This window comes from Cupriavidus sp. WGlv3 (genome assembly GCF_023952475.1).
Lineage (GTDB): Bacteria > Pseudomonadota > Gammaproteobacteria > Burkholderiales > Burkholderiaceae > Cupriavidus > Cupriavidus phytorum.
Genome location: NZ_JALHRX010000009.1, coordinates 36,624 through 57,709, shown reverse-complemented (window position 1 = coordinate 57,709; position 21,086 = coordinate 36,624). Strand labels below are relative to the sequence as shown.

Below are 21,086 nucleotides of genomic sequence, written 5' to 3'. Positions count from 1 at the left end.
CTTTCCTAGCTAGGAGGCTATATGCTGACGATCAACATGCATGACGCGAAGAGCCAACTCTCCCGACTGGTCGACGCGGTCGAGTCGGGCGCGGAATCGGTCGTGATCATTGCCCGCAACGGCAAACCGGCTGCGCAACTGGTACCGGTTCCGTCGCCGCAGTCGCAACGTATCGGTGGAGGCAGGGCGCTTCTTGGCGATGCGTTCGATGATCTGACGCTTGACCGGTTCAACGAGAGCGACGAGGAGGTCGGCAAGCTCTTTCTGGGAGAACACGGTTGAAAGTTCTGCTCGACACGCATATCGCGCTTTGGGCTGCCTTGGCCAGCCCGCAATTGCCGGCCGTCGCCCGGCAAGTCATCGCGGATCCGGCCAACGAGATCTTTGTTTCCGTGGTCAGCCTGTGGGAAATCGGCATCAAAGCTTCGCTTGGCAAGCTTCCGGTTACGGCGACACAGGCATCTGCGGTGTTCGATTTGTGCGGCTACAAGAGCCTGGATCTGAGCAAACAGCACCCACGAACGCTCGACGGCCTCATTCTGCACGCGGAGCATAAAGACCCGTTCGACCGGATGCTGGTGGCCCAGGCACTCAGCGAAGGCATGACCTTGCTGACGGCCGACGCGAAAATGGCGGGCTACCACCCGGTGTCGAGAGTGGTATAGCGAGTCCAGCGCGGCGCGCGGATGAATGACGCCCTGAAGGATTGGCTTCGTACGCATCGTCCCTGACTCGTCACAGTCCCAGTGGGATGAGAGCGACGGCACCCACCCTCACCGATACGACAACACCAGCCCCTGGATCAGCTGCGTCCAGCCCTCCAGCATCACGAACAGCAGCAGCTTGAACGGCACCGAGATCGTGGTCGGCGCCACCATCGACATGCCCAGCGCCAGCAGGATGGCGGCGACGATCAGGTCGACCACCACGAATACCAGGTAGACCACGAAGCCGATCTGGAAGGCCCGCGTCAACTCGGACAGCGTGAAGCTGGGGATCAGCACCATCATGTCGTCGGACTTGAGGTCGTCGGCGCGGCCTTCGGGCCAGATGCGCTTGGCGGACTGGACGAAGAAGGTGCGGTTGCGCTCCTCAGTGTGCTTGACCAGGAATTCCTTGAGCGGGCCGCTGACCGCGTCGTAGACGGTGACCACGTCGTTGACGTTGAAGGCGGCGTTGGCGTCGGCGCGGCGCTTGATGGCGTCGAAGGCGTCGGAGCCGATCGGCGCCATGATGTAGGCGGTCAGGATGATGGCGATGCCGTTCAGGACCATGTTCGGCGGCACCTGCTGCAGGCCCAGCGCGGCGCGCAGCAGGCCGAACACGATCACCAGCTTGGTATAGCTGGTCACCATCAGCGCGACGAAGGGCGCAATGCCGAACGTCAGGATGATGGTCAGGATCAGGACCGGATTGTAGAGTCCGCTGTTCATCGCATGCACCCGGGCAGAACGGGAGAGGGCGGCCTGCCGCGACTCATGCGTCGCCGCCGGCAAAGGTGGTGATGCGCACGCCCAGCCGGTTGCCGACCGCGATCAGGGTGCCGGTGCCGATGCGGTTGCCGTTGGCGACGATGCGCACCTCGCTCTGCTTGAGCGGCTGCGGCAGCTCGAACACATAGCCCGGTGCCACCGCGCGCAGCTCGGCCAGCGGCACCGCGACGTCGCCCACCTCAAAGCGCAGCGTCACCTCCAGGCGGTCCAGCCGCGACAGCGTCGGCTGCGCCGCGTCGGGATGGGGCATGGGCTGGGCCTGTCGTGCGGGATCTTGCTCTTCCATATGCGCTCCGTTTGAAACATCCGTACTGTCGGCGCCGGCCTGTACCACCAGCCGCCGGCCTTCGGCCAGCGCGGTCCAGTCCGGGCCGTGGCGCCCGGTGGTACAGCGCACCACCAGCGCGCTGCCCTGCGAATGCCAGTCGTCGATGCCGACGATGTCGCCGGGCTCGATGCCGTGCATCTCGCCCAGCGCCAGCCGCGTGGTGCCGATGCGCACCGCGAGCGGCACCGGCAGGCGCTCCATCCACGCCGGTGCCGGCGCGGGCAACCCGGCGGGCAGCGCCGCGAGGCGCTCGGGCCGGTCCAGCTGCAGGGTGCCGCGCAGCCGCGCCGGCGATGCCTCACGCCGCAGCTCGAAGCCAAATGCATGTGCCGCAGCCACTGCCTGCGCCCGGGCGGCATCGGGCTGCCAGCTGAAGGCGTCGGGCACGGCATGGCCCAGTGCCGCCACCGCGTCGGCCAGCGCGTCCGCCATCAGCGCGTAGCGCAGCAGCGCAGGCAGCGCTTCGGCGGCGCCGGGCGCCGCAAGCAGCAGCCGTTCGCTGGCCACATCCCAGTGCAGCACGCCGTGGCTGGCGCCAAAGGTGAAGGCATAGCCGCCACCGGGCCGCGCCGCGATCTCCGGATCGGCGGGGACAAAACGCAATTGCCAGTCCTGGCCGCCCGCTCGCACCGGCACGGCGGCCGCGCGGCAGGCCAGCCAGCCGGATAGCCGCGCGGTATCGGGCTCCATATGCGGCAGCGCCGGGGTGGTATCGAGCCCCGCCGTGGCCAGCCGTGCCGCCGCCGCGGCGCTGTGCACCAGCACGCGCGCGTGACCGGGCGGCGCCGCGGCGGGCGCCTGGGCGGACGGGTCGCGGCCAGGGCGAGGCAGGACGGAAGACATGTTGGGAGGCTCGGTTGCTCGAGACGCAACGATAAGCAGCGGGGTGCAGCCACGTCCACTACGAGGCCTTGTAGGCCGGCGCGCAAAACCGCCCGGCGCCGGCCGTGCAGGCCGGATGTGCGGCGCGCGCTACGAATCCTCGGTACTGGTCGCTGTGCGGGGCCGGCCATACACTGCGCCCACTGATCCCACCGGCAAGGACGATGGCGAAACTCCCGGCAAACCTCCCAGCGTTCCCGCGCGGCCTCGGCCCGGGCGCGCCGGGGCTGCAGCAGATGGCGGCGGCGGCGTCGCGCCAGGCAGACCTGGCGCTGACGCTGCTGCTGTTTGCCGTGATCGCGCTGTTCGTGCTGCCGCTGCCGACCTTCCTGCTGGACCTGCTGCTGACGATCAACCTGGGCATGAGCCTGACGCTGCTGATCGTCGCCACCTATATCCCGTCGGCGCTGTCGCTGTCGACGTTCCCGTCGCTGCTGCTGTTCACCACGCTGTTCCGGCTGTCGCTGAACATTGCCTCGACCAAGCTGATCCTGCTGCATGCCGACGCGGGCCACATCATCGATACCTTCGGCAAGCTGATCGTCGGCAACAACGTGGTAGTCGGCGGCGTGGTGTTCCTGATCATCGCCATCGTGCAGTTCATCGTCATCGCCAAGGGCTCGGAGCGCGTGGCCGAGGTGGGGGCGCGCTTCGCGCTGGATGCGATGCCGGGCAAGCAGATGAGCATCGACGCCGACGTGCGCGCCGGCACCATCACCGCCGGGCAGGCGCAAGAGCGCCGCCGCGCGCTCGAGCAGGAATGCCAGCTGCATGGCGCCATGGACGGGGCGATGAAGTTCGTCAAGGGCGATGCTATCGCCGGCGTGGTGATCGCGCTGGTCAATATCCTGGCGGGCATCACCATCGGCACGCTGATGAAGGACATGAGCATCGGCGAGGCGCTGCAGCGCTACGCCATCCTCACCATCGGCGACGGCATGGTGTCGCAGATCCCGTCGCTGCTGGTCTCGATCGCGGCCGGGGTGGTGATCACGCGGGTCTCGTCCGATGAAGAACGCACCCGCTCGCCCAACCTGGGTGAGGTCATCGGCAAGCAGCTCCTGGCACAGCCCAAGGCGCTGGTGGTATCGGGCCTGGCCATTGCGGTGTTCGTGGTGGTGCCGGGCTTTCCCAAGTGGACCTTCGGCCTGATGGCGCTGGTGGTGGCCGGCGGCGGCTACCTGCTGCTGCGCCGCGCGCAGCGCAGCACCGGCACCGTCACCTGGATTGAGATGGCCGATGCGGACGAGGGCGCGGCGGCGGCCGGCACCCAGGCCGCGGTGGCGCCGGCGCTGGCGCTGGAGCTGGACCAGGCGCTGCGCGGGCGTATCGACCTGCGGCTGTTCGAGCAGCGCATGACCACCGCCAAGGGCGAAGTCGAGGCCGAACTCGGCATGGTGTTCCCGCGGCTGCGCATCCAGCACCGCGCGCTGGCCGAGCGCGATGCCTATGCCATCCGCGTGCAGGACGTGGTGGCGTCCGGGGGCGTGCTGCGCCCCGGCAAGCGGCTGCTGGAGCCCGGTGCCCGCGCACGTGTCGACCAGGGCGTGGCCGAGGCCGGCGCGCCGTTCGGCCCGTTCCAGGAAGTGGTGTGGGTGCCGGCCGAGCCTGGCGCCGCCGACAGCGTGCGCACGCTGTCGTGCGAGGAGGTGCTGGCGGTGCACGTGGGCGCGGTCATCAAGCAGCATGCGGCGCCGCTGCTGGGCATCCAGGACGTGCAATCGATGATCCACGTGATCCAGGCCGAAGCGCCGGATCTTGTCATGGAGCTGGCGCGCGTGGTGCCGCTGCAGCGCGTCACCGACGTGCTGCGCCGGCTGCTGCAGGAGGGCGTGCCGATCCGCAACCTGCGCACCATCTTCGAGAGCCTGGTCACCTGGGCCCCCAAGGAAACCGATGCGATCGCGCTGACCGAGCTGGTGCGGGTGGACCTGGGGCGCCTGATCACCAGCCGCCATGTCGGCGCCAACCGCTCGCTCGACGCGGTGCTGTTCGAGCCCGCGCTGGAAGCGCGCGTGCAGGGCGCGATCGAGAAGGCCGCGCGCGGCAACCTGCTGCTGCTCAGCCACGACGTCACCCGCGATATCCGCGAGCAGCTGCGCGTGCTGCTGGAGCAGGCCGCCGAAAAGGCGGGCGCGGCGGGCGGTGCCGGCGCCGCCCGCGTGGTGGTGGTGGTCAGCGTCGACGTGCGCCGCTATATCAAGCGGCTGATCGAGCCAGTCGCGCCGCGCATCCCGGTGCTGTCGTACCAGGAGGTCGATGAAGACGTGACGCTGGTGCCGGTGGGCTGGATCCAGAACCCGGCCGGAGAGTGAGATGGGCGCCGACACCATCCTCGACATCACGCGCCAGGCGCTGCTGGTGGTGCTGTGGGTCACGCTGCCGGTGGTGCTGATCGGCACGCTGGTGGCGCTGGTGGTGGCGGTGCTGCAGGCGGTGACGCAGATCCAGGACCAGAGCATCGGCACCTCGGCGCGGCTGATCGCGGTGCTGGTGTCGCTGGTGCTGCTGGGCGGCTGGCTGGGCGGCGAGGTGATGCGCTTCGCGCAGCGCGCGCTGCAAACCATGCTGACCTTTCTTTAACGAGGCGGAAGCGATGCGCAGGCAACCACGCAGGAACAACGGACAAGCAAACTGACATGATGCTGGGGTACCACGGGGAACACGGATCGACTGGCCGCGCCACGCGCTTGCCGGCATGGCGCACCGCTGCAGGGCTGCTGTGCCTGGCATGCGCGCTGCTGGGCGGCACGCAGCCGGCGCGCGCGGCGGACCTGCGCTGGCCCAACAAGCCGTTCCAGGCCTCGGCCAGCGACAAGCGGCTGGCGGACTTCCTGCGCGAGCTGACCGCCTCGCAGGGCACCACCGCGGTGATCGATCCCAAGGTCGAAGGGACCATCAGCGGCAAGTTCAATGAATCCGCGCAGCACGTGCTCAAGAGCGTGTGCTCGATGTTCGGGCTGACCTACTACTACGACGGTTCGCTACTCTATATCGACGTCGCCAGCGAGGCGCGCAGCGAGGTGCTGCCGATCGCGCGCGGCTCCGGCCCGCGCCTGCGCGATTCGCTCGAGCGCATGCAGGTGCCTGACTCGCGCTATCCCATCACCATCAACGATGCGGAAGGCACGCTGATGGTGTCGGGGCCCAAGCGCTACGTCGAGACCGTGCGCGCCGCCGTGCGCGCGGTCGACGACCGCTCCATCGCCGACGAGCGCGCCGAGATCCAGCTGTTCCCGCTCAAGTACTCGTGGGCCTCGGACTTCCGCATCAACCGCGCCGGCAAGGAGATGACCGTGCCCGGCGTGGTCACGGTGCTGCGCAACCTGTACGGGCGCAACCGCACGCTGGCCACCGGCACCGGCCCCAGCCTGGGCACCAGCCGCGGCGCCACGCGCCAGGCCCAGCTGCGCATGGGCGAGGGCGGCGGTGGCGGGGGCATCCCGAGCGCGGACCCGTCGCAGATGCTCGACGCCAGGGGCGGCGGTGGCGTCGGCCTGGGCCTTGGCATGCAGAACAACTGGGGCAGCGGCCAGCTGCCGCAGTTCCAGGCCGATACCCGCCTCAATGCGGTGATCGTGCGCGACACCCCGGACAAGATGGCGCAGTACCGGCGCCTGATCGAATCGCTCGACGTCAAGCCGCGGCTGGTGGAGATCGAGGTCACCATCATGGACATCAGCCAGGCCGACCTGGACAGCCTGGGGGTCGACTGGCGCCTGCATACGCCCCATGTCGACCTGCAGCTCGGCGGCGGCAACGGCAACGCCGGGCTGAGCTTCGGCAATCTCGCCAACGAGGCCGGCACCACTGCGGCGACCATCGGCAGCGGCCTGCAGTTCACCGGCGCCATCGGCAGCGACGTGACCCGCTACCTGCTCACGCGCGTCAAGGCGCTGGCCGAGCGCGGGCAGGCCAACTTCGTCGCGCGGCCCAAGGTGCTGACGCTCGACAATACCGAGGCCGCGCTGGAGAATCTGCAGGAATTCTATGTGCGCGTCGACGGCTTCCAGGATGCGGGCCTGTTCAACGTCACCGCCGGCACGGCGGTGCGCGTGACCCCGCTGGTGGTGGACGAACAGCAGAGCCGCGCGGTGATGCTGACCATCGACATCGCCGACGGCAACCTGTCCGGCGAGACCGTCGACCGCATTCCGGTGGTGCGGCGCCGCTCCATCACCACCCAGGCGATGGTGGAAGAGGGCAAGAGCCTGCTGATCGCCGGCTACACCACCGAAGAAAAGATCAACGCCTCGTCCGGCGTGCCGCTGCTGCAGGACGTGCCGATCATCGGCAACCTGTTCAAGTACCAGGAGAAGCGCCAGAACAACATGGAGCGCTTTTACCTGCTGACGCCGCGCCTGGTGATCCCGGGGATGAGCTGATGGCGGACCTGCGCGATTCTCACGCTTCCGGCTGGACGCTGCGCTTTCTCGGCGGCGACGTCTACGGCCGCCAGGTCACGCTGCGGCGCGGCGCCAATGTGCTCGGCACCGCGGCCGACGTGGACATCAGCGTGCCCGGCGCCGAGGTGCAGCCGCGCCACCTGGTGCTGAACGTGGGCGAGCTGGCGGTATCGGCCGAGCGCGTCGGCGAGGCCGCGGTCAACGTCAATGGCCGCGCCACCACGCAGCGCGCATTCGCGCTGGCAGGCGGCGACATCCTCACCATCGGCGCGCTCGACGTGGAATTGCTGCGGGCGCAGCCGGGCGTGTCGGAGGCCACCGACACGCTCTTTGCCTGGGCCGAATCCGGCCGGCGCGCCGCGCGCGATGCCGACGCACAGCAGCAAGACGGGCGCCGGCCCGGGCGCGCGCTGCTGGCGGCACTGGGCGTGGCCGGGGTGGTGGGGCTGGTCGGGGCCGGCTGGCTCGCCGCCACCTATGCCAACGGCGGGCTCGCGCCGCGCACGCAGCAGGCCGACCCCGCGGCGGTGCGCAAGACCGTGGCGGCGTATCCGGAACTGGAGGTGGTGTCGCTGCCCAACGGCACGGTCACGGTCAAGGGCTTCGTCAATTCGCGCGTGGACCGGCAGCGCATCGTGCAGGCGCTGGCGCCGTTCGGCCGCGGCGTGCAGCAGCAGGTGCGTTCGGCCGACGACCTGATCGAGCATATCCAGCGCTATCTGGACGAGCCCGGCGTGGGCATCGCCTACCAGGGCCAGGGCCGCGTGCTGCTGAGCGGCACCGCCGACCCGGTGCACGGGCGCGACAAGGTGCGGCGCGTGATCGAGGACCTGCACCCGGGCGTGCTGGTGTCCGACAAGATCGATTACCGCGAGACCGCCGACAGCCGGCGCCGGCAGGTGCGCGACGGCCACATGGAGAACTGGCAGGGCGTGTTTCCCGCGCGCGTGGTCAGCATCACCGAGGACGGCAACGGCACGCGCTCGGTGCAGCTGGCCAACGGCGCGCGCTATTTCGAAGGCGCGGTGCTGAAGAACGGCGCCGAGATCGAACGGATCGACGCGGACGGCGTGGTGCTGAAGGACAGCCCGGTGCCGCCGCAGGCACGGCGATGACGGCGCACGCGCGCGCCGTGCCACAGGATTTGCGCCCGCGGGCGCAGATGCCGCTTGCCCCCGGAGGGCAGGTGTATGACGCCAACCTACCTGAAGGAGATTGTCATGGCTGAAGTCGACCTCAATGCCAAGATGCAGGAAATCCAGCAGAAAGCACAGGAGTTCTCGGTGAACATCCTGGGCCTGCAGGACACGCTGACGCGCCAGAACGCGGTGGTCAGCAGCGAGATGGCCCACAACACGCAGAAGGCCAACCTGGTCCAGGGCGCGATGCAGGACGTCAAGCAGACCTCGCGCACCAACTGACGGCAGGCATGCCATGCGCCCCGGCTTGCCGGGGCGCCCAACGCTTTGCAAGGAGAGCCATGATGGACCCGACCGCCGCCATAGCCGCCACGACCACCGCCGCCGGCGCCGCGCCCGACAGCGCCACCGTTGCCGCGCACCAGTCGCCGGCCGCGGCCCCCGCCGCGCAGCCCGACCCGGCCGATGCCCGGCAGTTCGCGCAGATGGTCCAGCAGGGCCGCGCCGCCGATGGCTCGCGCACCGCGCACGTGAGCCAGGCAGCAGACCCCACTTCGACCACGCTCGGTAACGCCATCCGCGCCAGCTATGTCTCGGCCGGCGAGGAATCGGCGCGCCAGGCCGCGCGCCTGCAGGAACTGCGCGACGGCATGTTCGCGTCGATCTACCAGGGCAGCACCAGCGAGGTGGTCTACCAGGCCATGCTGCTGCAGACGCAGTCGCTGGAGCTGTTCTCGTCGATCCACGTGACCTCCAGCATCGGCAGCGCCGGCACCAACCTGTTCAACAGCCTGCTGAAGAACCAGCAATGATGCCCACGCCACCGCTGTGCCGGCGCCTTGCGCGCGCGGCCCGGCTGGCGCCGGCGCTGATGGCGCTGGCGCTGGCCGCATGCAAGGTCGACCTGTACGCGTCGCTGAACGAACCCGAGGCCAACCAGGTGCTGGCCGCGCTGACCGCCGAGGGCATCGATGCGGAAAAGGCGCGCGCCGACACCAGCGGCGGCACGGGCGAGGGTCAGTGGCGCGTGCGCGTCGAGGAATCGCAATTGCCCGCCGCGCTGGAGATCCTGCGCAGCGAAGGCCTGCCGGGCGAACGCTTTGCCTCGCTGGGGCAGGTGTTCCAGAAGCAGGGACTGGTGGCGACGCCGACCGAGGAACGGATGCGCTATATCTTCGCGCTGTCGCAGGAGCTGTCGGAAACGCTGCGCAATATCGACGGCGTGGTCACCGCGCGCGTGCATGTGGTGATCCCCGCCACCGATCCGCTCTCGGACAAGATCCGGCCGTCGTCGGCGGCGGTGTTCATCAAGCACCGCGCCGATACCGACCTGCGCCTGCTGGTGCCGACCGTCAAGGACATGGTGGCGCACAGCATCGAAGGGGTGACCCACGACAACGTGTCGCTGTCGCTGGTCGAGGCGCGCCCGTTCGCGCCGCAGGCGGGCGCACCGAGGCCGGCGGCCGGCTTTGCGGTCGGACGCTTCGCCGCGATCGCGGTCGGCGCGGCGGTGGCGATTGCACTGGCCGTGGCGGCCGTGGTGGCATGGCAGCGCGGCGTGCTGCGCTGGCCGCAGCGGCGCGGCGCGCCGCGGAGCGCCAATTGACGGCGCCATCCACCGTTGCCGCCGCCGAGGCCGCGCCTGGCGCCTACCTGCCCGGCGCGCTGGCTGCCGCACTGGCGCCGGCGCCGCCGGCGTTGCCGGATCCGGCGCTGGCGCGCGTGGTGGCGGACCTGTTGCAGCGGCCGCTGACGCATCTGCATCCCAGCTGGCTGCCGGCCGACTGGCCGCTGGCGTGGCGCCGCGCGGGGCGCTTCGGCCCCGCCGCCGCCGACGTGCTGGCGCAGCCGCTGGGCCTGGCCGGCGCGGACGCCGCTCGTGACGCCGTGATCCACCTCCTGCTCGAGGCGCCGCCCTCGCTGGCACGGCTGGTGCTGATGCCGCGCAGCGACCTGCGCCTGCTGGCGTGGTGGCTCGGCCTGGCGGTGCACCAGGCGGGCTTTGCCAGCGAGCGCCGCATGCTGCCGGCGCAGCTGGCCGACAGCATCGCGCCGCTGCCCGGTGCCCTGGCGGCGCCGCTGATCGGCAGCGCGCCGCGCGCGATGCGCCGCGCCGCGCGCCGGCTCGATCGCCACGCCGTCGCCTTTATCCTGAAGCGCGTGCCGGCGCTGCCGGCGCTGCCGATGAACCTGGCGCCGCTGCGCGCGCATCCGGCCGGCGCCGGCCGGCTGATGGCCGAGCGCGGCTATCGGCTGTTGTGCGGGCTCATGGCCGCCGCGGCGCCCCACGCGGAGCACGCGGCGCCGCTGCTGCAGGCGCTGCAGCGCAAGTTTCCCCTGCGGCTGGCGGCGTTGTCGCCGGCAGCGCTGACCCCGGCGCAGGCCGCGCAGCTGCGCGAGCTGTTGCTGCTCAACCTGATCCCCGAACGGTTCCCGGCATGGCATTGGCTTTTCTGATCACCAGCGAAAACCTGCAGCTGCTGTCCGAGCGCAAGGTGCTCAAGGAGGCCGAGTATGCCGCCTTGCTCGACGCCGCCGCGGTGATCGAATCCGCGCGCAGCGAGGCCATGCATATCCGCTCCGAAGCCCAGCGCGAGGCCGAGGAGCGCCGCCAGCACGGCTACCGCGAAGGCTGGGCGCGCGCGCACGCCGACCACGCCGCGGCGCAGGTCAGCACCGCCGCCGAGGCTGAGCGCCAGCTGGGCGCGATGCGCCGCACCATGGCCGAGATCGTGATGAAGGCGGTGCAGCAGATTGCCGGCGAGCTCGACCCCGACATCATCCTGGAGGTGGCGCTGCAGCGCGTCGAGGCGCTGGTGCGCGCCGAGCCCTTTATCACCATCCAGATCCCGCTGGGCCGCGAGCAGGCGGTGCGCAGCCTGCTCGACCGCCTGGCCGAGACCCAGGAGTGGCCGCGCCGCGCCAACGTGGTGGTCGAGCCCGGGCTGGAACCCGATGCCTGTCGCATCCAGACTCCCTCGGGCACCATGGAAGTGGGTCTGCAGGCGCAGCTCGAAGCCTTTGCGCGGCGGCTCCGCGCGGGCTGACTCTGAGGCTGACAATCATGTCCACCGAACTCCCCGCCACCGATATCGAAGCCGCGCTACAGCATGCCGCCGCCGACCTGGAACGCGCGTTCGAGCATTTCACGCCGGTGGCGATGCGCGGCCGCGTCAGCAAGGCGGTGGGCATGCTGATCAACGCCACCGGCATCCAGGCCCATGTGGGCGAGCTGTGCCAGCTGGTCACGCCCGGCGAGCCGCCGCTGCTGGCCGAGGTGGTCGGCTTCGTGCAGCAGACCGCGCTGCTCACGCCGCTGGGGCGCACCACCGGGGTGTCGGCGCTGACCGAGGTCATCCCGTCGGCCCACGGCCACCAGTGCCCGGCCGGCGCCGCGCTGCTGGGCCGCGTGCTCGACGCGCTGGGCGAGCCCATCGACGGCAAGGGCGCGCTCGACGGCGTGGCGCGCGTGCCGGTGGACAACGAGCCGCCCGACCCGCTGACGCGCCGGCTGATCCGCGAGCCGCTGGCCACCGGGGTGCGCGCCATCGATGGCCTGCTGACGCTGGGCGAGGGCCAGCGCGTGGGCATCTTCGCGCCGCCCGGCGTGGGCAAGTCCACCTTGCTCGGGATGCTGGCGCGGGGCGCGTCCAGCGATGTCAACGTGGTCGCGCTGGTGGGCGAACGCGGCCGCGAGGTGCGCGAGTTCATCGAGTACAACCTGGGCCCCGACGGCATGGCGCGTACGGTGCTGGTGGTGTCCACCTCGGACCGCTCGCCGATGGAGCGCGTACGCTGCGCCTATACCGCCACCGCGATCGCCGAGCATTTCCGCGACCAGGGCCGGCGCGTGCTGCTGCTGGTCGATTCGCTGACGCGGCTGGCGCGCGCGCAGCGCGAAATCGGCCTGGCCAGCGGCGAGCCGCCGACGCGGCGCAGCTATCCGCCGTCGGTGTTCTCGATGCTGCCGCAGCTGCTGGAGCGGGCCGGCACCGGCGTGCAGGGTTCGATCACCGCGGCGTATACCGTGCTGACTGAAGGCGAGGACGACAGCGACCCCATCGCCGAAGAGGTGCGCTCCATCCTCGATGGCCATATCGTGCTGTCGCGCAAGCTGGCCAGCGCCGGCCAGTATCCGCCGGTGGACGTGCTGCAGTCAGTCAGCCGGGTGATGCCGCAGGTGGTGGCCGGCGCGCATGCGCGCGACGCGGCGCGGCTGCGCCAGCTGCTGGCCCGGTACCAGGAGCTGGAGCTGCTGCTGCAGATCGGCGAATACCGGCCCGGCGCCGACCCGGTCGCCGACGCCGCCGTGGCGGCGATGCCGGATATCCGCGCCTACCTGGCGCAGCCGGCGGCGCGGCTCGATACCTTTGCCGGCGCCGTCGACAAGCTGGCGCAGGCGCTGCGCGTGCGCGAGCCCGCACCGCTTGCGGGAGCCGCGCGATGACGGCCGGCGGCGCCGACCCGCGCCTGGGCCAGCTGGAGGCGGTGCGCCAGCGCCGCCAGGAAGACGCGCTGCGCGCGTTGCAGCACCACCGCGCGCAGGTGATGGCAGGGCTGCAGCAGGCCGAGGCCGCGCAGCAGGCGGTGCAGGCCGCGCTGGCCGAGCGTGCGGCGTTTATCGATCGCCTGCGGCAGGGCGCCTCGCAGGGCGGGGTGTCGGTGTCGGGGCTGCTCGATGCGCAGGGCTGGCAGAGCGCCTTCGATGCCCGCATCGCCCGGGCCAATGCCAATCTGGCCACGGTGCTCGACGACGTGGCGCGGCGGCGCGCCGCCTTCGACGAGGCCCGCCGCGCGCTGCTGCGCGCGCAGGCGCGGCTGGACGGCGCGCGCGAACTGGCGCTGCGCGAACGCCGCGCGCTGCGCGCCGGCGCCGGGCGGCGCGAGGACGAAGCCATCGACGAAGCCGCGGCGCGCGCCTGGCACGCTGATCGGCACGACGCGCGGCATGCCTGAGATGCAGGGCGAACTGCTCGATCCCGCCTTGCTGTTCCAGTGGGGACGCGAGGTCATCATGCCGATCGTGATGGTGATGCCGCGCCTGCTGACGGCGTTTACGGTGCTGCCGTTCCTGTCGCAGCAGGCCATCCCCGGGGTGGTGCGCAACGGCATCGTGCTGGCGATCGCGCTGTTCGTGTCGCCGGGCGCGCGCATCGACCTGGACGCCGTCGCCGGTGGCCTGTGGCTGGTGCTGATCTTCAAGGAGGCCTTTATCGGGCTGCTGCTGGGGATGGCGTTCGGGCTGTTCTTCGTGGCGCTGCAGATGATCGGCGAGCTGATCGACTTCCAGACCGGCTCGGGCAACGCCACCTTCTTCGACCCGGTGACGCAGCAGGAGGACGGGCCCATGGAAAACCTGCTGTCGCACTTCGGCATCGCGCTGTTCGCGGCGCTGGGCGGCTTTATCGCCATGACCGGGGTGATCGTGGAGTCGTTCGCGTTCTGGCCGGTGATGTCGTTCGGGCCGGAGATGTCGCTGGCGTCGATGGGCTTTGCCAATCTCTACGCCGGTACGCTGTTCTCGTGGGTGGTCAAGCTGGCCGCGCCGATCCTGCTGCTGCTGGTGATCGTCGAGCTGGGCTTTGCGCTGATCGCGCGCTTCGTACCGCAGTTCGACGTGTTCCAGTTCGCGCAGCCGGTCAAGATCTCGGTGGCGTTCCTGATGCTGGTGCTGATGCTGGCGGTGATGGTGGATACGCTGCAGGGCTTCCTGCGCCCGGACAATATCCTGATCGAGATGCTGCGCCGGGGCGCGGCGCGCTAGCACCGGCGGCGGCATATCGATACCCAATGAGCGACAGCGAAAAGAACCTCGAGGCAACCCGGCGCAAGCTGGACGAGGCGCGCAAGCGCGGCGAGGTGCCGCGCAGCAGCGACGTCACTTCGGCGGTGGTGTTCCTCGGCGTGCTGGCCGGCTTGTGGCTGCTGGGGCGCTATTTCGTGCGGCTGTTCCAGGCCTTGTGGCATAGCGCCATGGGCAGCGTGCCGCAGCACCTGGCGGACCAGCAGATGCTGGTGCTGGGCGAGGCCGCGGCGCGCTTCCTGCTGATGGGCGTGCTGCCGATCGTCGGCCTGGCGCTGGTATGCGGCATTGTCGGCGCGTTCCTGCAGGTGGGGCCGCTGGTGGCGTTCGAGCAGATCAAGCCTGACCTGGCGCGGCTGAACCCGGCCGAGGGCCTGAAACGCATGTTCGCCGTGCGCAACCTCGTGAACCTGGCCAAGATCCTGGTCAAGATCCTGCTGCTGGCGGGGCTTGTCTACGTGCTGGCGCTGGGCGCGATCGAGGACGGCGTGCGCACCGGCTACGCGCGCCCCGCGGAAATCCTGCTGCTGGTCGCCTACATCATCCTGCGCATGTGCTGCTGGGCCGCGGTGATCTACCTGGTGATGGCGGTGGTGGACTACGTGCACGAGCGCCACCAGTTCATGAAGCGCCAGCGCATGAGCGTCGACGAGTACCGCCGCGAATACAAGGAGACCCAGGGCGACCCGATCATGGCCGGGCGCCGTCGCGCGGCCTTCTTCGAGGCCGCATTCTTCGGCGTCAGCGAGCGGGTGCGGGTGTCGACCGCGGTGGTGTACTCCACCCAGTACGCGGTGGCGCTGCGCTACGACGGCCCCGGCACGCTGCCGCGGGTGGTGGCCAAGGGCAGCGGCCAGGTGGCGGCGCGCATCCGCCAGGCCGCGGCGGACTACCTGGTGCCGTCGGCCTTCGATTCGGACCTGGCGCAGCGGCTGTACCTGAACGTGCCGCTGGACCGGTATATCGACCAGACCTTGTTCGAGCGGGTGGCGGAGTTGATGCGGTGGGCTAAGGGGGAGTGAGGTGGGGTGGGAATATCCACGCTGCGGATTTGCTCCCTCTCCCGCTTGCGGGAGAGGGAGTACACCGTCGGTCGAGCCAAAGCTAACCCGATAGCGAAAACTAAGCCGCAATCACCCCCGCCGCGTCCTTGTCCCTGTCCACCGACAGCGGTGCCCCCGGCGGCCGCAGCAATGTCGCCGCGCTGGCCAGCTGCACGCGGTTGCGCACGCCGAAGTGGCTGCGCAGCCGGCGCATGTGGTAGTCGACGTTAAAGATCGACATGTCCATGCGCCGCGCGATCTCCTTGTCCGACAGGCCCTGCGCCAGGCAGGCGAGGATATCGCGCTGCACGTCGGACAGGCCTTCGCGATGGCGGCCGGCAAACGCGGGAATCTCGACGTGGCAGGTCAGGAACTCATGCAGCGCCAGCCCCATCGCCAGCGCCTGGCCCACCACCGAATCGCCGATCCAGCGCCGGCTTTCGATGCCCGACATAAAGCTGATCAGCACGAACTCGCTGTTGCCCGGCATCGGCAGGTTGAGGAAGATGCCGCTGCGCACGCCGGCGTCGCGCAGGTCTTCCAGGAAGCGGCGGCGGCGCAGTGGCGGCACGTTGCCCAGCGGCGTTTGTGCCAGGTCATCGGCATCCCACACGGTGGGCAGGCAGAAGGTGCCCGGCTGCGGCGTGCGCGGATCGATTTCGTAGTAGCGCTCGCGGAAATAGCGCTCGCGCCAGCCCGGCGGCGAATAGCTTTCAAAGAAGGTGCGCGGCTGCAGCTGGCCGCCGACATGCGCGGCGGTGGCATAGCCCAGCCAGTCGAAGCCGATGGCGCGGATGGCGGACTGCATCACGGCGCTGCGGCCTTCGTGAGTCGGCTCGGCCTGCAGCGCGGTCACCAGGCCGGGGGTGGCGCCGTGGCGCACGCGCTGCCTGACCGGCACCAGGTGGCGCTCGCCGAATACCTTGATGCCGTTGTTGGCCACCAGTGCCGGGGCGCTGCCAGGCGCGGTGGCCGGGCGGGCCGTGGGGCGTGCGGTGGTTGCTGCGGTGCCATGCCCGGACGCCCCCGCGTCACGGTACGGCACGACTTCCACATCTTTGATCATGTAGGCCTCCGACAACGAGTCTTGGCGTGCGAACACGGCCTTGTGAGCCGGTCCACGCGCGCAAATGGGGCTGGCCTGCGCGGCGGCATTGCGGGGCGCGGGGCGTCGTGCCGGTCGTGGCGGTCCGCCGATGCTGCACGGAGCCTGGCCATCGCCAGCGCGTATCGCGGCTGCGCTGCACTGCCGTCGAGCTGGCAAGCCCGACATACTGCTGACCCGATTCCCGCCGGAAGAAAACTGGGCAGCCCGGCGTGGGGCTGCCGTGATTGTTATTGTGGTCTGCACGAGCCGCGGCGCCAGGCCGCGGCGGTGTCATGTTGCGGCCTACGCCTCCAGTGCCTTGCCGCGCGTTTCCGGTAATGTCAGCGCCGCCAGGATCAGCACGCCATACGCGGCCGCGGCAAAGATGCCGATCGCATGGCCCAGCGACATCTGCTGGCTGACATGGCCGATCAGGAACGGGAAGAACGCGCCGATGGCACGGCCCACGTTGTAGCAGAAGCCCTGGCCGGAGCCGCGCACGCTGGTCGGGAACAGCTCGGTCAGGAACGCACCCATGCCGGCGAAGATGCCCGAGGCAAAGAAGCCCAGCGGAAAGCCGAGCAGCAGCATCACGGTGTCGTTGACCGGGATGTGCGTATAGGCCAGCGCGATCGTCATCGAGCCCAGTGCGAACAGGATGAAATTGCGCTTGCGGCCGATGCGGTCGGTCAGGTAGGCGCTGGTGACGTAGCCGATATAGGAGCCGACGATCACCATCGCCAGGTAGCCGCCGGTGCCCAGCACGGTCAGGCCGCGCTCGGACTTGAGGAAGGTCGGCAGCCAGGTGGTGATGGCGTAGTAGCCGCCCTGCGCGCCGGTGGTGAGCAGCGCCGCGCGCAGCGTGATGCTGAGCAGGCGCGGCGAGAAGATCGCGGCGAACGAGGTTTTCTCGCTGGCCTGGGCCTCGCGCGCCTTGTGCTCGGTATAGACCTCGGGCTCCTTGACCAGGCGGCGCAGCACGATCACGAACACCGCCGGCAGCAGCCCGATCAGGAACAGCACGCGCCATGCGGTCTCGGCGGGCAGCAGCGAGAACACCAGCGCATAGAGCAGCGCCGCCAGCCCCCAGCCCACCGCCCAGCCGGCCTGCACCATGCCCACCGCCTTGCCGCGGTCCTGCGCGCGGATGGCTTCGCCGATCAGCACCGCGCCAGCGGTCCATTCGCCGCCGAAGCCGAAGCCCATCAGCGCGCGCGCCACCAGCAGCTGTTCATAGGTCTGCGCCAGCCCGCACAGGAAGGTGAAGAAGGCAAACCACAGGATGGTCAGCTGCAGCGTGCGCACGCGGCCGATGCGGTCGGACAGGATGCCGGCGACCCAGCCGCCCGCGGCCGAGGTCAGCAGCGTGGCGGTGCCGATAAAGCCGGCGTCGGCGCGGCTGATGCCCCAGGTGGCGATCAGCGTGGGGATGACGAAGCTCAGGAACTGCGTGTCCATGGCGTCGAGCGCATAGCCGACCTTGCAGCTCCAGAAGGTACGGCGCTCATTGGCGGTGATGTCGCGGTACCAGGAGAAAAAGCCGCGCGACGGTGCTGCCTCGGCGCTGGCGGGCGATGATGGCTGGGGGCTCTGGATACTGCCGATCTGCGTTTCCATGCATTCCTCGTCTTGGTATGTCTGGCTCGGCCCTGGCAGGGGCGCGCGGTACGCGGCGCTTGCCTTGTGGTCCCGGCAGGCATTGCCGGCTACCGCTGGCGCGTGTCGATGGCGCGGCGGTGCGGGCTTGCAGCGCCTCCCGCGGTGCACCCGCTGACTGCATTCTTGAAAGGCCCGGTAGCCGGCGTCCAACTAGTTTTTCGGGCGGCAGCCGATAAGAAAAATTGATTCCTGTGCTGAACGCCCGTCAATGCGCGGCTGGCGCCGTTCCGGCCCGTGGCGTCATCGCCACGGCCCGCGGGTTTTCCCCGATGCCGCGGCGGCGCGCGCGGGCCCGGACCCGCGAGGGCATAAGCATACGGCGCGCCAGCGCATGCGGGTTGGCCACGGGCCTACGGAAACCCGTAGGCCGGGGTGGTGCAAGCCCCAGGCGCTACGAGCCTTCGGTAATGGCACACGCCGCCGCGCTCGGCTAGGCTTGCACCCATTGCCCTCACCGTGCGCGTGCCGCCTTGCCGATGCCTAGCCTTGTCCGCCTGACCCTGTCCACGCTCCGGCTCGCCGTGCCTGCGCTGCTGCTGGCGTGGCAGGCGCCGGCGCACGCGCAGCTGATCCCCGTGGAGCGCTCGGTCGAGGTGCTGGCCGATCCGGCGCGCGTCTGGCAGCTGGCCGGCGGCTACTGCGCGGTGCCGGACTGGGACACCGTCTACAAGGACTGCCGCGTGGTGCTGGGCAACGGCAGCCCGGGCACGGTACGGCGCATGGCCCACCAGGCCGGCGGCTTGCCCGCGGTCGACGTGCTGACCGACAAGGGGCCGTACTCGTACAGCTACCGCAAGCTCTCCAGCCATACGCGCGGGCGGCTGCAGGCCACGCCGGGGCAGGACGTAGGCACCACGCGCGTGACCTGGCAGGTGTGGCTGGACCCGTCGGCCGTGCCCGACGGCGCGCGCGCGGAGTACCCGGAGGCGCTGGGCGACGACCTGCTGGCCGCGCTGCAGCGCATGAAGGCGCAGGCCGAAGCGGCGCAGCATGAGGCCGAAGAGGACGCGGCGCGCGGCCCGGCACTGATCCCGCCGCGCCAGCCGCCGACGCCGTCGCAGCCGTCGCCGCTGGGCGCGTGAGCGCGGCGCGTCGATGCCGCACTGCAGCGGGCCACGCTACCGAGCGCCGCTGTCAAACGCTTGTTTGCCACCGTGTCATCGCGTAGATTCTTTCGCTCGACACGCTGACGCCGGAGCGGCAGCCCATCCCCATCGCCCATGAACCTGCGCTTTCTCGAAACCTTTGTCTGGGTCGCCCGCCTGCGCAGCTTCCGGCTGACCGCGGAGAAGCTGTTCAGCACCCAGGCCTCGATCTCCAGCCGCATCGCGGTGCTGGAGGAAGACCTGGGGGTCAAGCTGTTCCTGCGCGATTCGCGCGGCGTCACGCTGACGCCGGAGGGCCAGCGCGTGCTGGAGTATGCCGAGAAGATGGTGAACACCATGCACCATATGCGGCAGTCGCTGGACCGTTCGCGCGCCATCGCGGGGCGGGTGCGCATCGGCGCGATGGACTCGGTGATCCATACCTGGCTCTCCACCGTGGTCAAGCGCGCCATGCAGGCCTACCCGGCGCTGGAGATCGAACTGACCGCCGATGCCGCGCTGAACCTGTGCGACCAGCTGCAGAAGGGCTATCTCGACGTGATCTTCCAGACCGACCTGCTGCGGCTGGAGACGGTGCGCAATGTCGAGCTGGCGCGCTACCCGATCCGCTGGATCGTCGCCACCGGCTCCGCCTGTGACCGGCCCTATGCCTCGCTCGACGAACTGGCCGCCGAGCGCGTCATCACCTTCGTCAAGAACTCGCGCCCGCACCAGGACATCCTGAGCCTGTTCCACCTGAACGGCGTGGCCTCGCCGCGCATCAACTGCGTGAACTCGGTGGCGGCGATGACGCGGCTGATCGGCGACGGCTTCGGCATCGGCGCGGTGCCGCCGGCATTGGTGCGCAAGGAGCTGGCCGATGGCACGCTGTCGGTGGTCGACGTGGAGAACCATCCGCCCGCGCTCGATATCGTCGCCTCGTGGCGCATCGGCGCGGGGCTGGAGGTCAACGAGTCGATCGTCGGGCTGGCCACCGGCGTGGTGGCGGAGTTCTGCGCCGAGGTGGGCGAGGACATGGCGGTGCCGGTGCAGGCGCCCGCGGCGGCACCGGCGGCGCCCCACGCGGGCTCGTAGTCATCGGATTCCTTTATCGCGCTCGATCCGAAAGATTTGTTGGACGCCGGCGCCGGCGGGCGCCCAGAATCGGCAGGTCAACCCGACTTTGCGCGCCGCCCGGCGCCTGCCTGCCGACCATGAACCAGCCGCTCCAGCACGCCGCCTCGCTCCTGCCCGAAGACCCCGCCGCACTGCGCCAGCTGATCCGCGCGGGCCGCTACCACGGCCACACCAGCGGCCTGGCGCGCGGCCACGTGCAGGCCAATATCGTGATCCTGACGCGCGACTGGGCCTATGACTTCCTGCAGTTCTGCGCGCTCAACCGCAAGGCCTGCCCGCTGATCGACGTGACCGATCCGGGCGACCCGGTGTTCCGCAACCTCGGGCGCGATGTCGACATCCGCACCGACGTGCCGATGTACCGGGTCTACCGCGACGGCAACGCCTACCGCGAGACCACCGGCATCACCGAGCTGTGGCGCGACGACTTCGTCGCCTTTGCCATCGGCTGCTCGTTCTCGTTCGAGCAGGCGCTGCTAGCGGCCAACGTGCCGCTCAAGCACATCAACCTGGGCCGCAACGTGGCCATGTACCGCACCGCGATCGAGACCCGGCCGGCGGGCCGGCTGTCGGGCAAGCTGGTGGTGTCGATGCGCCCGCTCAAGGCCGCCGATGCGATCCTGGCCACCGAGATCACCGCGCGCTATCCCGACGTGCATGGCGCGCCGGTGCATATCGGCGACCCGCGGCTGATCGGCATCGAGGATATCGAATCGCCCGACTACGGCGACGCGGTGCCGCTCGACGCCGATGAAATCCCGGTGTTCTGGGCCTGCGGGGTCACGCCCCAGGCGGTGATCCGCGAGGCGCGGCCGGAGATCTGCATCACCCATGCGCCCGGCTGCATGCTGGTGACCGACCTCGACAACAACCGCCTGTAGCCAATCTGCCGGCGCAGGCCCTACGAATTCCCATAGTTGGCCTGCGCCGCCGACGCGCGCAGAATCGGCGCGCATGATGCCCGCGGCTTGCCCGCTGCTTGCGCATGGCTTCGGCCGCGCGCCAGGGCATCGGCAACCGTCTG

General features: G+C 70.1%; 22 protein-coding genes. 18 read left to right on the top strand and 4 right to left on the bottom strand.

Going from position 1 to position 21,086, the window contains the following annotated elements; all coding sequences use genetic code 11:
* Positions 1-21 precede the first annotated feature (21 nt).
* Positions 22-282, top strand: coding sequence for a type II toxin-antitoxin system Phd/YefM family antitoxin (locus MKD38_RS16310; RefSeq protein WP_115713229.1), 261 nt, complete (start codon positions 22-24; stop codon positions 280-282).
* Entirely contained in the window at positions 279-665 is a 387-nt protein-coding gene (locus MKD38_RS16305; protein WP_252678278.1) for a type II toxin-antitoxin system VapC family toxin, read from the top strand. Before MKD38_RS16310 ends, MKD38_RS16305 begins: the two co-directional genes overlap by 4 nt.
* Before the next feature lie 108 nt (positions 666-773).
* Here the strand turns inward: MKD38_RS16305 and sctR are convergent, their stop codons facing one another.
* On the bottom strand, positions 774-1,433 hold the full coding sequence (gene sctR / locus MKD38_RS16300; protein ID WP_012356083.1) for a type III secretion system export apparatus subunit SctR: 660 nt from the start codon (positions 1,431-1,433) through the stop codon (positions 774-776).
* Positions 1,434-1,476: 43 nt separating this feature from the next.
* On the bottom strand, positions 1,477-2,664 hold the full coding sequence (gene sctQ, locus MKD38_RS16295) for a type III secretion system cytoplasmic ring protein SctQ (protein WP_252678276.1): 1,188 nt from the start codon (positions 2,662-2,664) through the stop codon (positions 1,477-1,479).
* A gap of 203 nt (positions 2,665-2,867) precedes the next feature.
* Between sctQ and sctV the strand changes: the two genes are divergently transcribed.
* From sctV to MKD38_RS16230, 13 genes are all read left to right on the top strand, one after another.
* On the top strand, positions 2,868-5,018 hold the full coding sequence (gene sctV, locus MKD38_RS16290) for a type III secretion system export apparatus subunit SctV (RefSeq protein ID WP_252678274.1): 2,151 nt from the start codon (positions 2,868-2,870) through the stop codon (positions 5,016-5,018).
* Position 5,019: 1 nt separating this feature from the next.
* Complete coding sequence (locus tag MKD38_RS16285; protein ID WP_018007333.1) at positions 5,020-5,286, top strand: EscS/YscS/HrcS family type III secretion system export apparatus protein; 267 nt, start codon at positions 5,020-5,022, stop codon at positions 5,284-5,286.
* Positions 5,287-5,342: 56 nt separating this feature from the next.
* Entirely contained in the window at positions 5,343-7,088 is a 1,746-nt protein-coding gene (gene sctC, locus MKD38_RS16280; protein ID WP_252678272.1) for a type III secretion system outer membrane ring subunit SctC, read from the top strand.
* Entirely contained in the window at positions 7,088-8,224 is a 1,137-nt protein-coding gene (locus tag MKD38_RS16275) for a type III secretion system protein SctD (protein WP_252678270.1), read from the top strand. Before sctC ends, MKD38_RS16275 begins: the two co-directional genes overlap by 1 nt.
* Positions 8,225-8,329: 105 nt before the next feature.
* Positions 8,330-8,530, top strand: a complete 201-nt coding sequence (locus MKD38_RS16270) for a hypothetical protein (protein ID WP_018007336.1) — start codon at positions 8,330-8,332, stop codon at positions 8,528-8,530.
* Between the two features lie 59 nt (positions 8,531-8,589).
* On the top strand, positions 8,590-9,060 hold the full coding sequence (locus MKD38_RS16265) for a hypothetical protein (protein WP_252678268.1): 471 nt from the start codon (positions 8,590-8,592) through the stop codon (positions 9,058-9,060).
* A complete protein-coding gene (sctJ, locus tag MKD38_RS16260; protein ID WP_252678266.1) occupies positions 9,057-9,854 on the top strand; it encodes a type III secretion system inner membrane ring lipoprotein SctJ in 798 nt (265 codons plus the stop codon). Before MKD38_RS16265 ends, sctJ begins: the two co-directional genes overlap by 4 nt.
* Positions 9,851-10,705 (top strand): type III secretion system protein SctK, encoded by an 855-nt coding sequence (locus tag MKD38_RS16255; protein ID WP_252678264.1) that lies wholly within the window; start codon positions 9,851-9,853, stop codon positions 10,703-10,705. The genes sctJ and MKD38_RS16255 overlap by 4 nt, the downstream gene beginning before the upstream one ends.
* Positions 10,687-11,295: a FliH/SctL family protein gene (locus MKD38_RS16250; RefSeq protein WP_092315905.1), complete on the top strand. Its 609-nt coding sequence runs from the start codon at positions 10,687-10,689 to the stop codon at positions 11,293-11,295. The genes MKD38_RS16255 and MKD38_RS16250 overlap by 19 nt, the downstream gene beginning before the upstream one ends.
* Before the next feature lie 17 nt (positions 11,296-11,312).
* Positions 11,313-12,695 carry a FliI/YscN family ATPase gene (locus tag MKD38_RS16245; RefSeq protein ID WP_025584982.1) on the top strand — a complete coding sequence of 461 codons (1,383 nt, stop codon included), beginning with the start codon at positions 11,313-11,315 and terminating at the stop codon, positions 12,693-12,695.
* On the top strand, positions 12,692-13,204 hold the full coding sequence (locus MKD38_RS16240; RefSeq protein ID WP_252678262.1) for a type III secretion protein HrpD: 513 nt from the start codon (positions 12,692-12,694) through the stop codon (positions 13,202-13,204). Before MKD38_RS16245 ends, MKD38_RS16240 begins: the two co-directional genes overlap by 4 nt.
* Positions 13,197-14,012, top strand: a complete 816-nt coding sequence (sctT, locus tag MKD38_RS16235) for a type III secretion system export apparatus subunit SctT (protein ID WP_252678260.1) — start codon at positions 13,197-13,199, stop codon at positions 14,010-14,012. Before MKD38_RS16240 ends, sctT begins: the two co-directional genes overlap by 8 nt.
* Positions 14,013-14,038: 26 nt before the next feature.
* Positions 14,039-15,073 carry an EscU/YscU/HrcU family type III secretion system export apparatus switch protein gene (locus MKD38_RS16230; protein WP_252678258.1) on the top strand — a complete coding sequence of 345 codons (1,035 nt, stop codon included), beginning with the start codon at positions 14,039-14,041 and terminating at the stop codon, positions 15,071-15,073.
* A gap of 100 nt (positions 15,074-15,173) precedes the next feature.
* Here MKD38_RS16230 and MKD38_RS16225 read toward each other — a convergent pair whose 3' ends face one another.
* Both MKD38_RS16225 and MKD38_RS16220 read right to left on the bottom strand, forming a co-directional pair.
* Positions 15,174-16,160, bottom strand: coding sequence for a helix-turn-helix transcriptional regulator (locus MKD38_RS16225; RefSeq protein WP_252678256.1), 987 nt, complete (start codon positions 16,158-16,160; stop codon positions 15,174-15,176).
* 324 nt (positions 16,161-16,484) lie between these two features.
* The gene (locus tag MKD38_RS16220) at positions 16,485-17,777 is read right to left on the bottom strand and encodes an MFS transporter (protein ID WP_252678501.1); all 1,293 of its coding nucleotides are present in this window, start codon (positions 17,775-17,777) and stop codon (positions 16,485-16,487) included.
* Between the two features lie 539 nt (positions 17,778-18,316).
* On the opposite strand from MKD38_RS16220, the gene MKD38_RS16215 reads away from it, so the two are divergent.
* The 3 genes from MKD38_RS16215 (at position 18,317) to MKD38_RS16205 (ending at position 20,943) form a co-directional block, all read left to right on the top strand.
* Positions 18,317-18,922 carry an SRPBCC family protein gene (locus MKD38_RS16215; RefSeq protein WP_252678254.1) on the top strand — a complete coding sequence of 202 codons (606 nt, stop codon included), beginning with the start codon at positions 18,317-18,319 and terminating at the stop codon, positions 18,920-18,922.
* 138 nt (positions 18,923-19,060) lie between these two features.
* Positions 19,061-20,020 carry a LysR family transcriptional regulator gene (locus MKD38_RS16210; RefSeq protein ID WP_252678252.1) on the top strand — a complete coding sequence of 320 codons (960 nt, stop codon included), beginning with the start codon at positions 19,061-19,063 and terminating at the stop codon, positions 20,018-20,020.
* A 119-nt stretch (positions 20,021-20,139) separates the two neighbouring features.
* Positions 20,140-20,943, top strand: a complete 804-nt coding sequence (locus MKD38_RS16205) for a putative hydro-lyase (protein ID WP_252678250.1) — start codon at positions 20,140-20,142, stop codon at positions 20,941-20,943.
* Positions 20,944-21,086 lie beyond the last annotated feature (143 nt).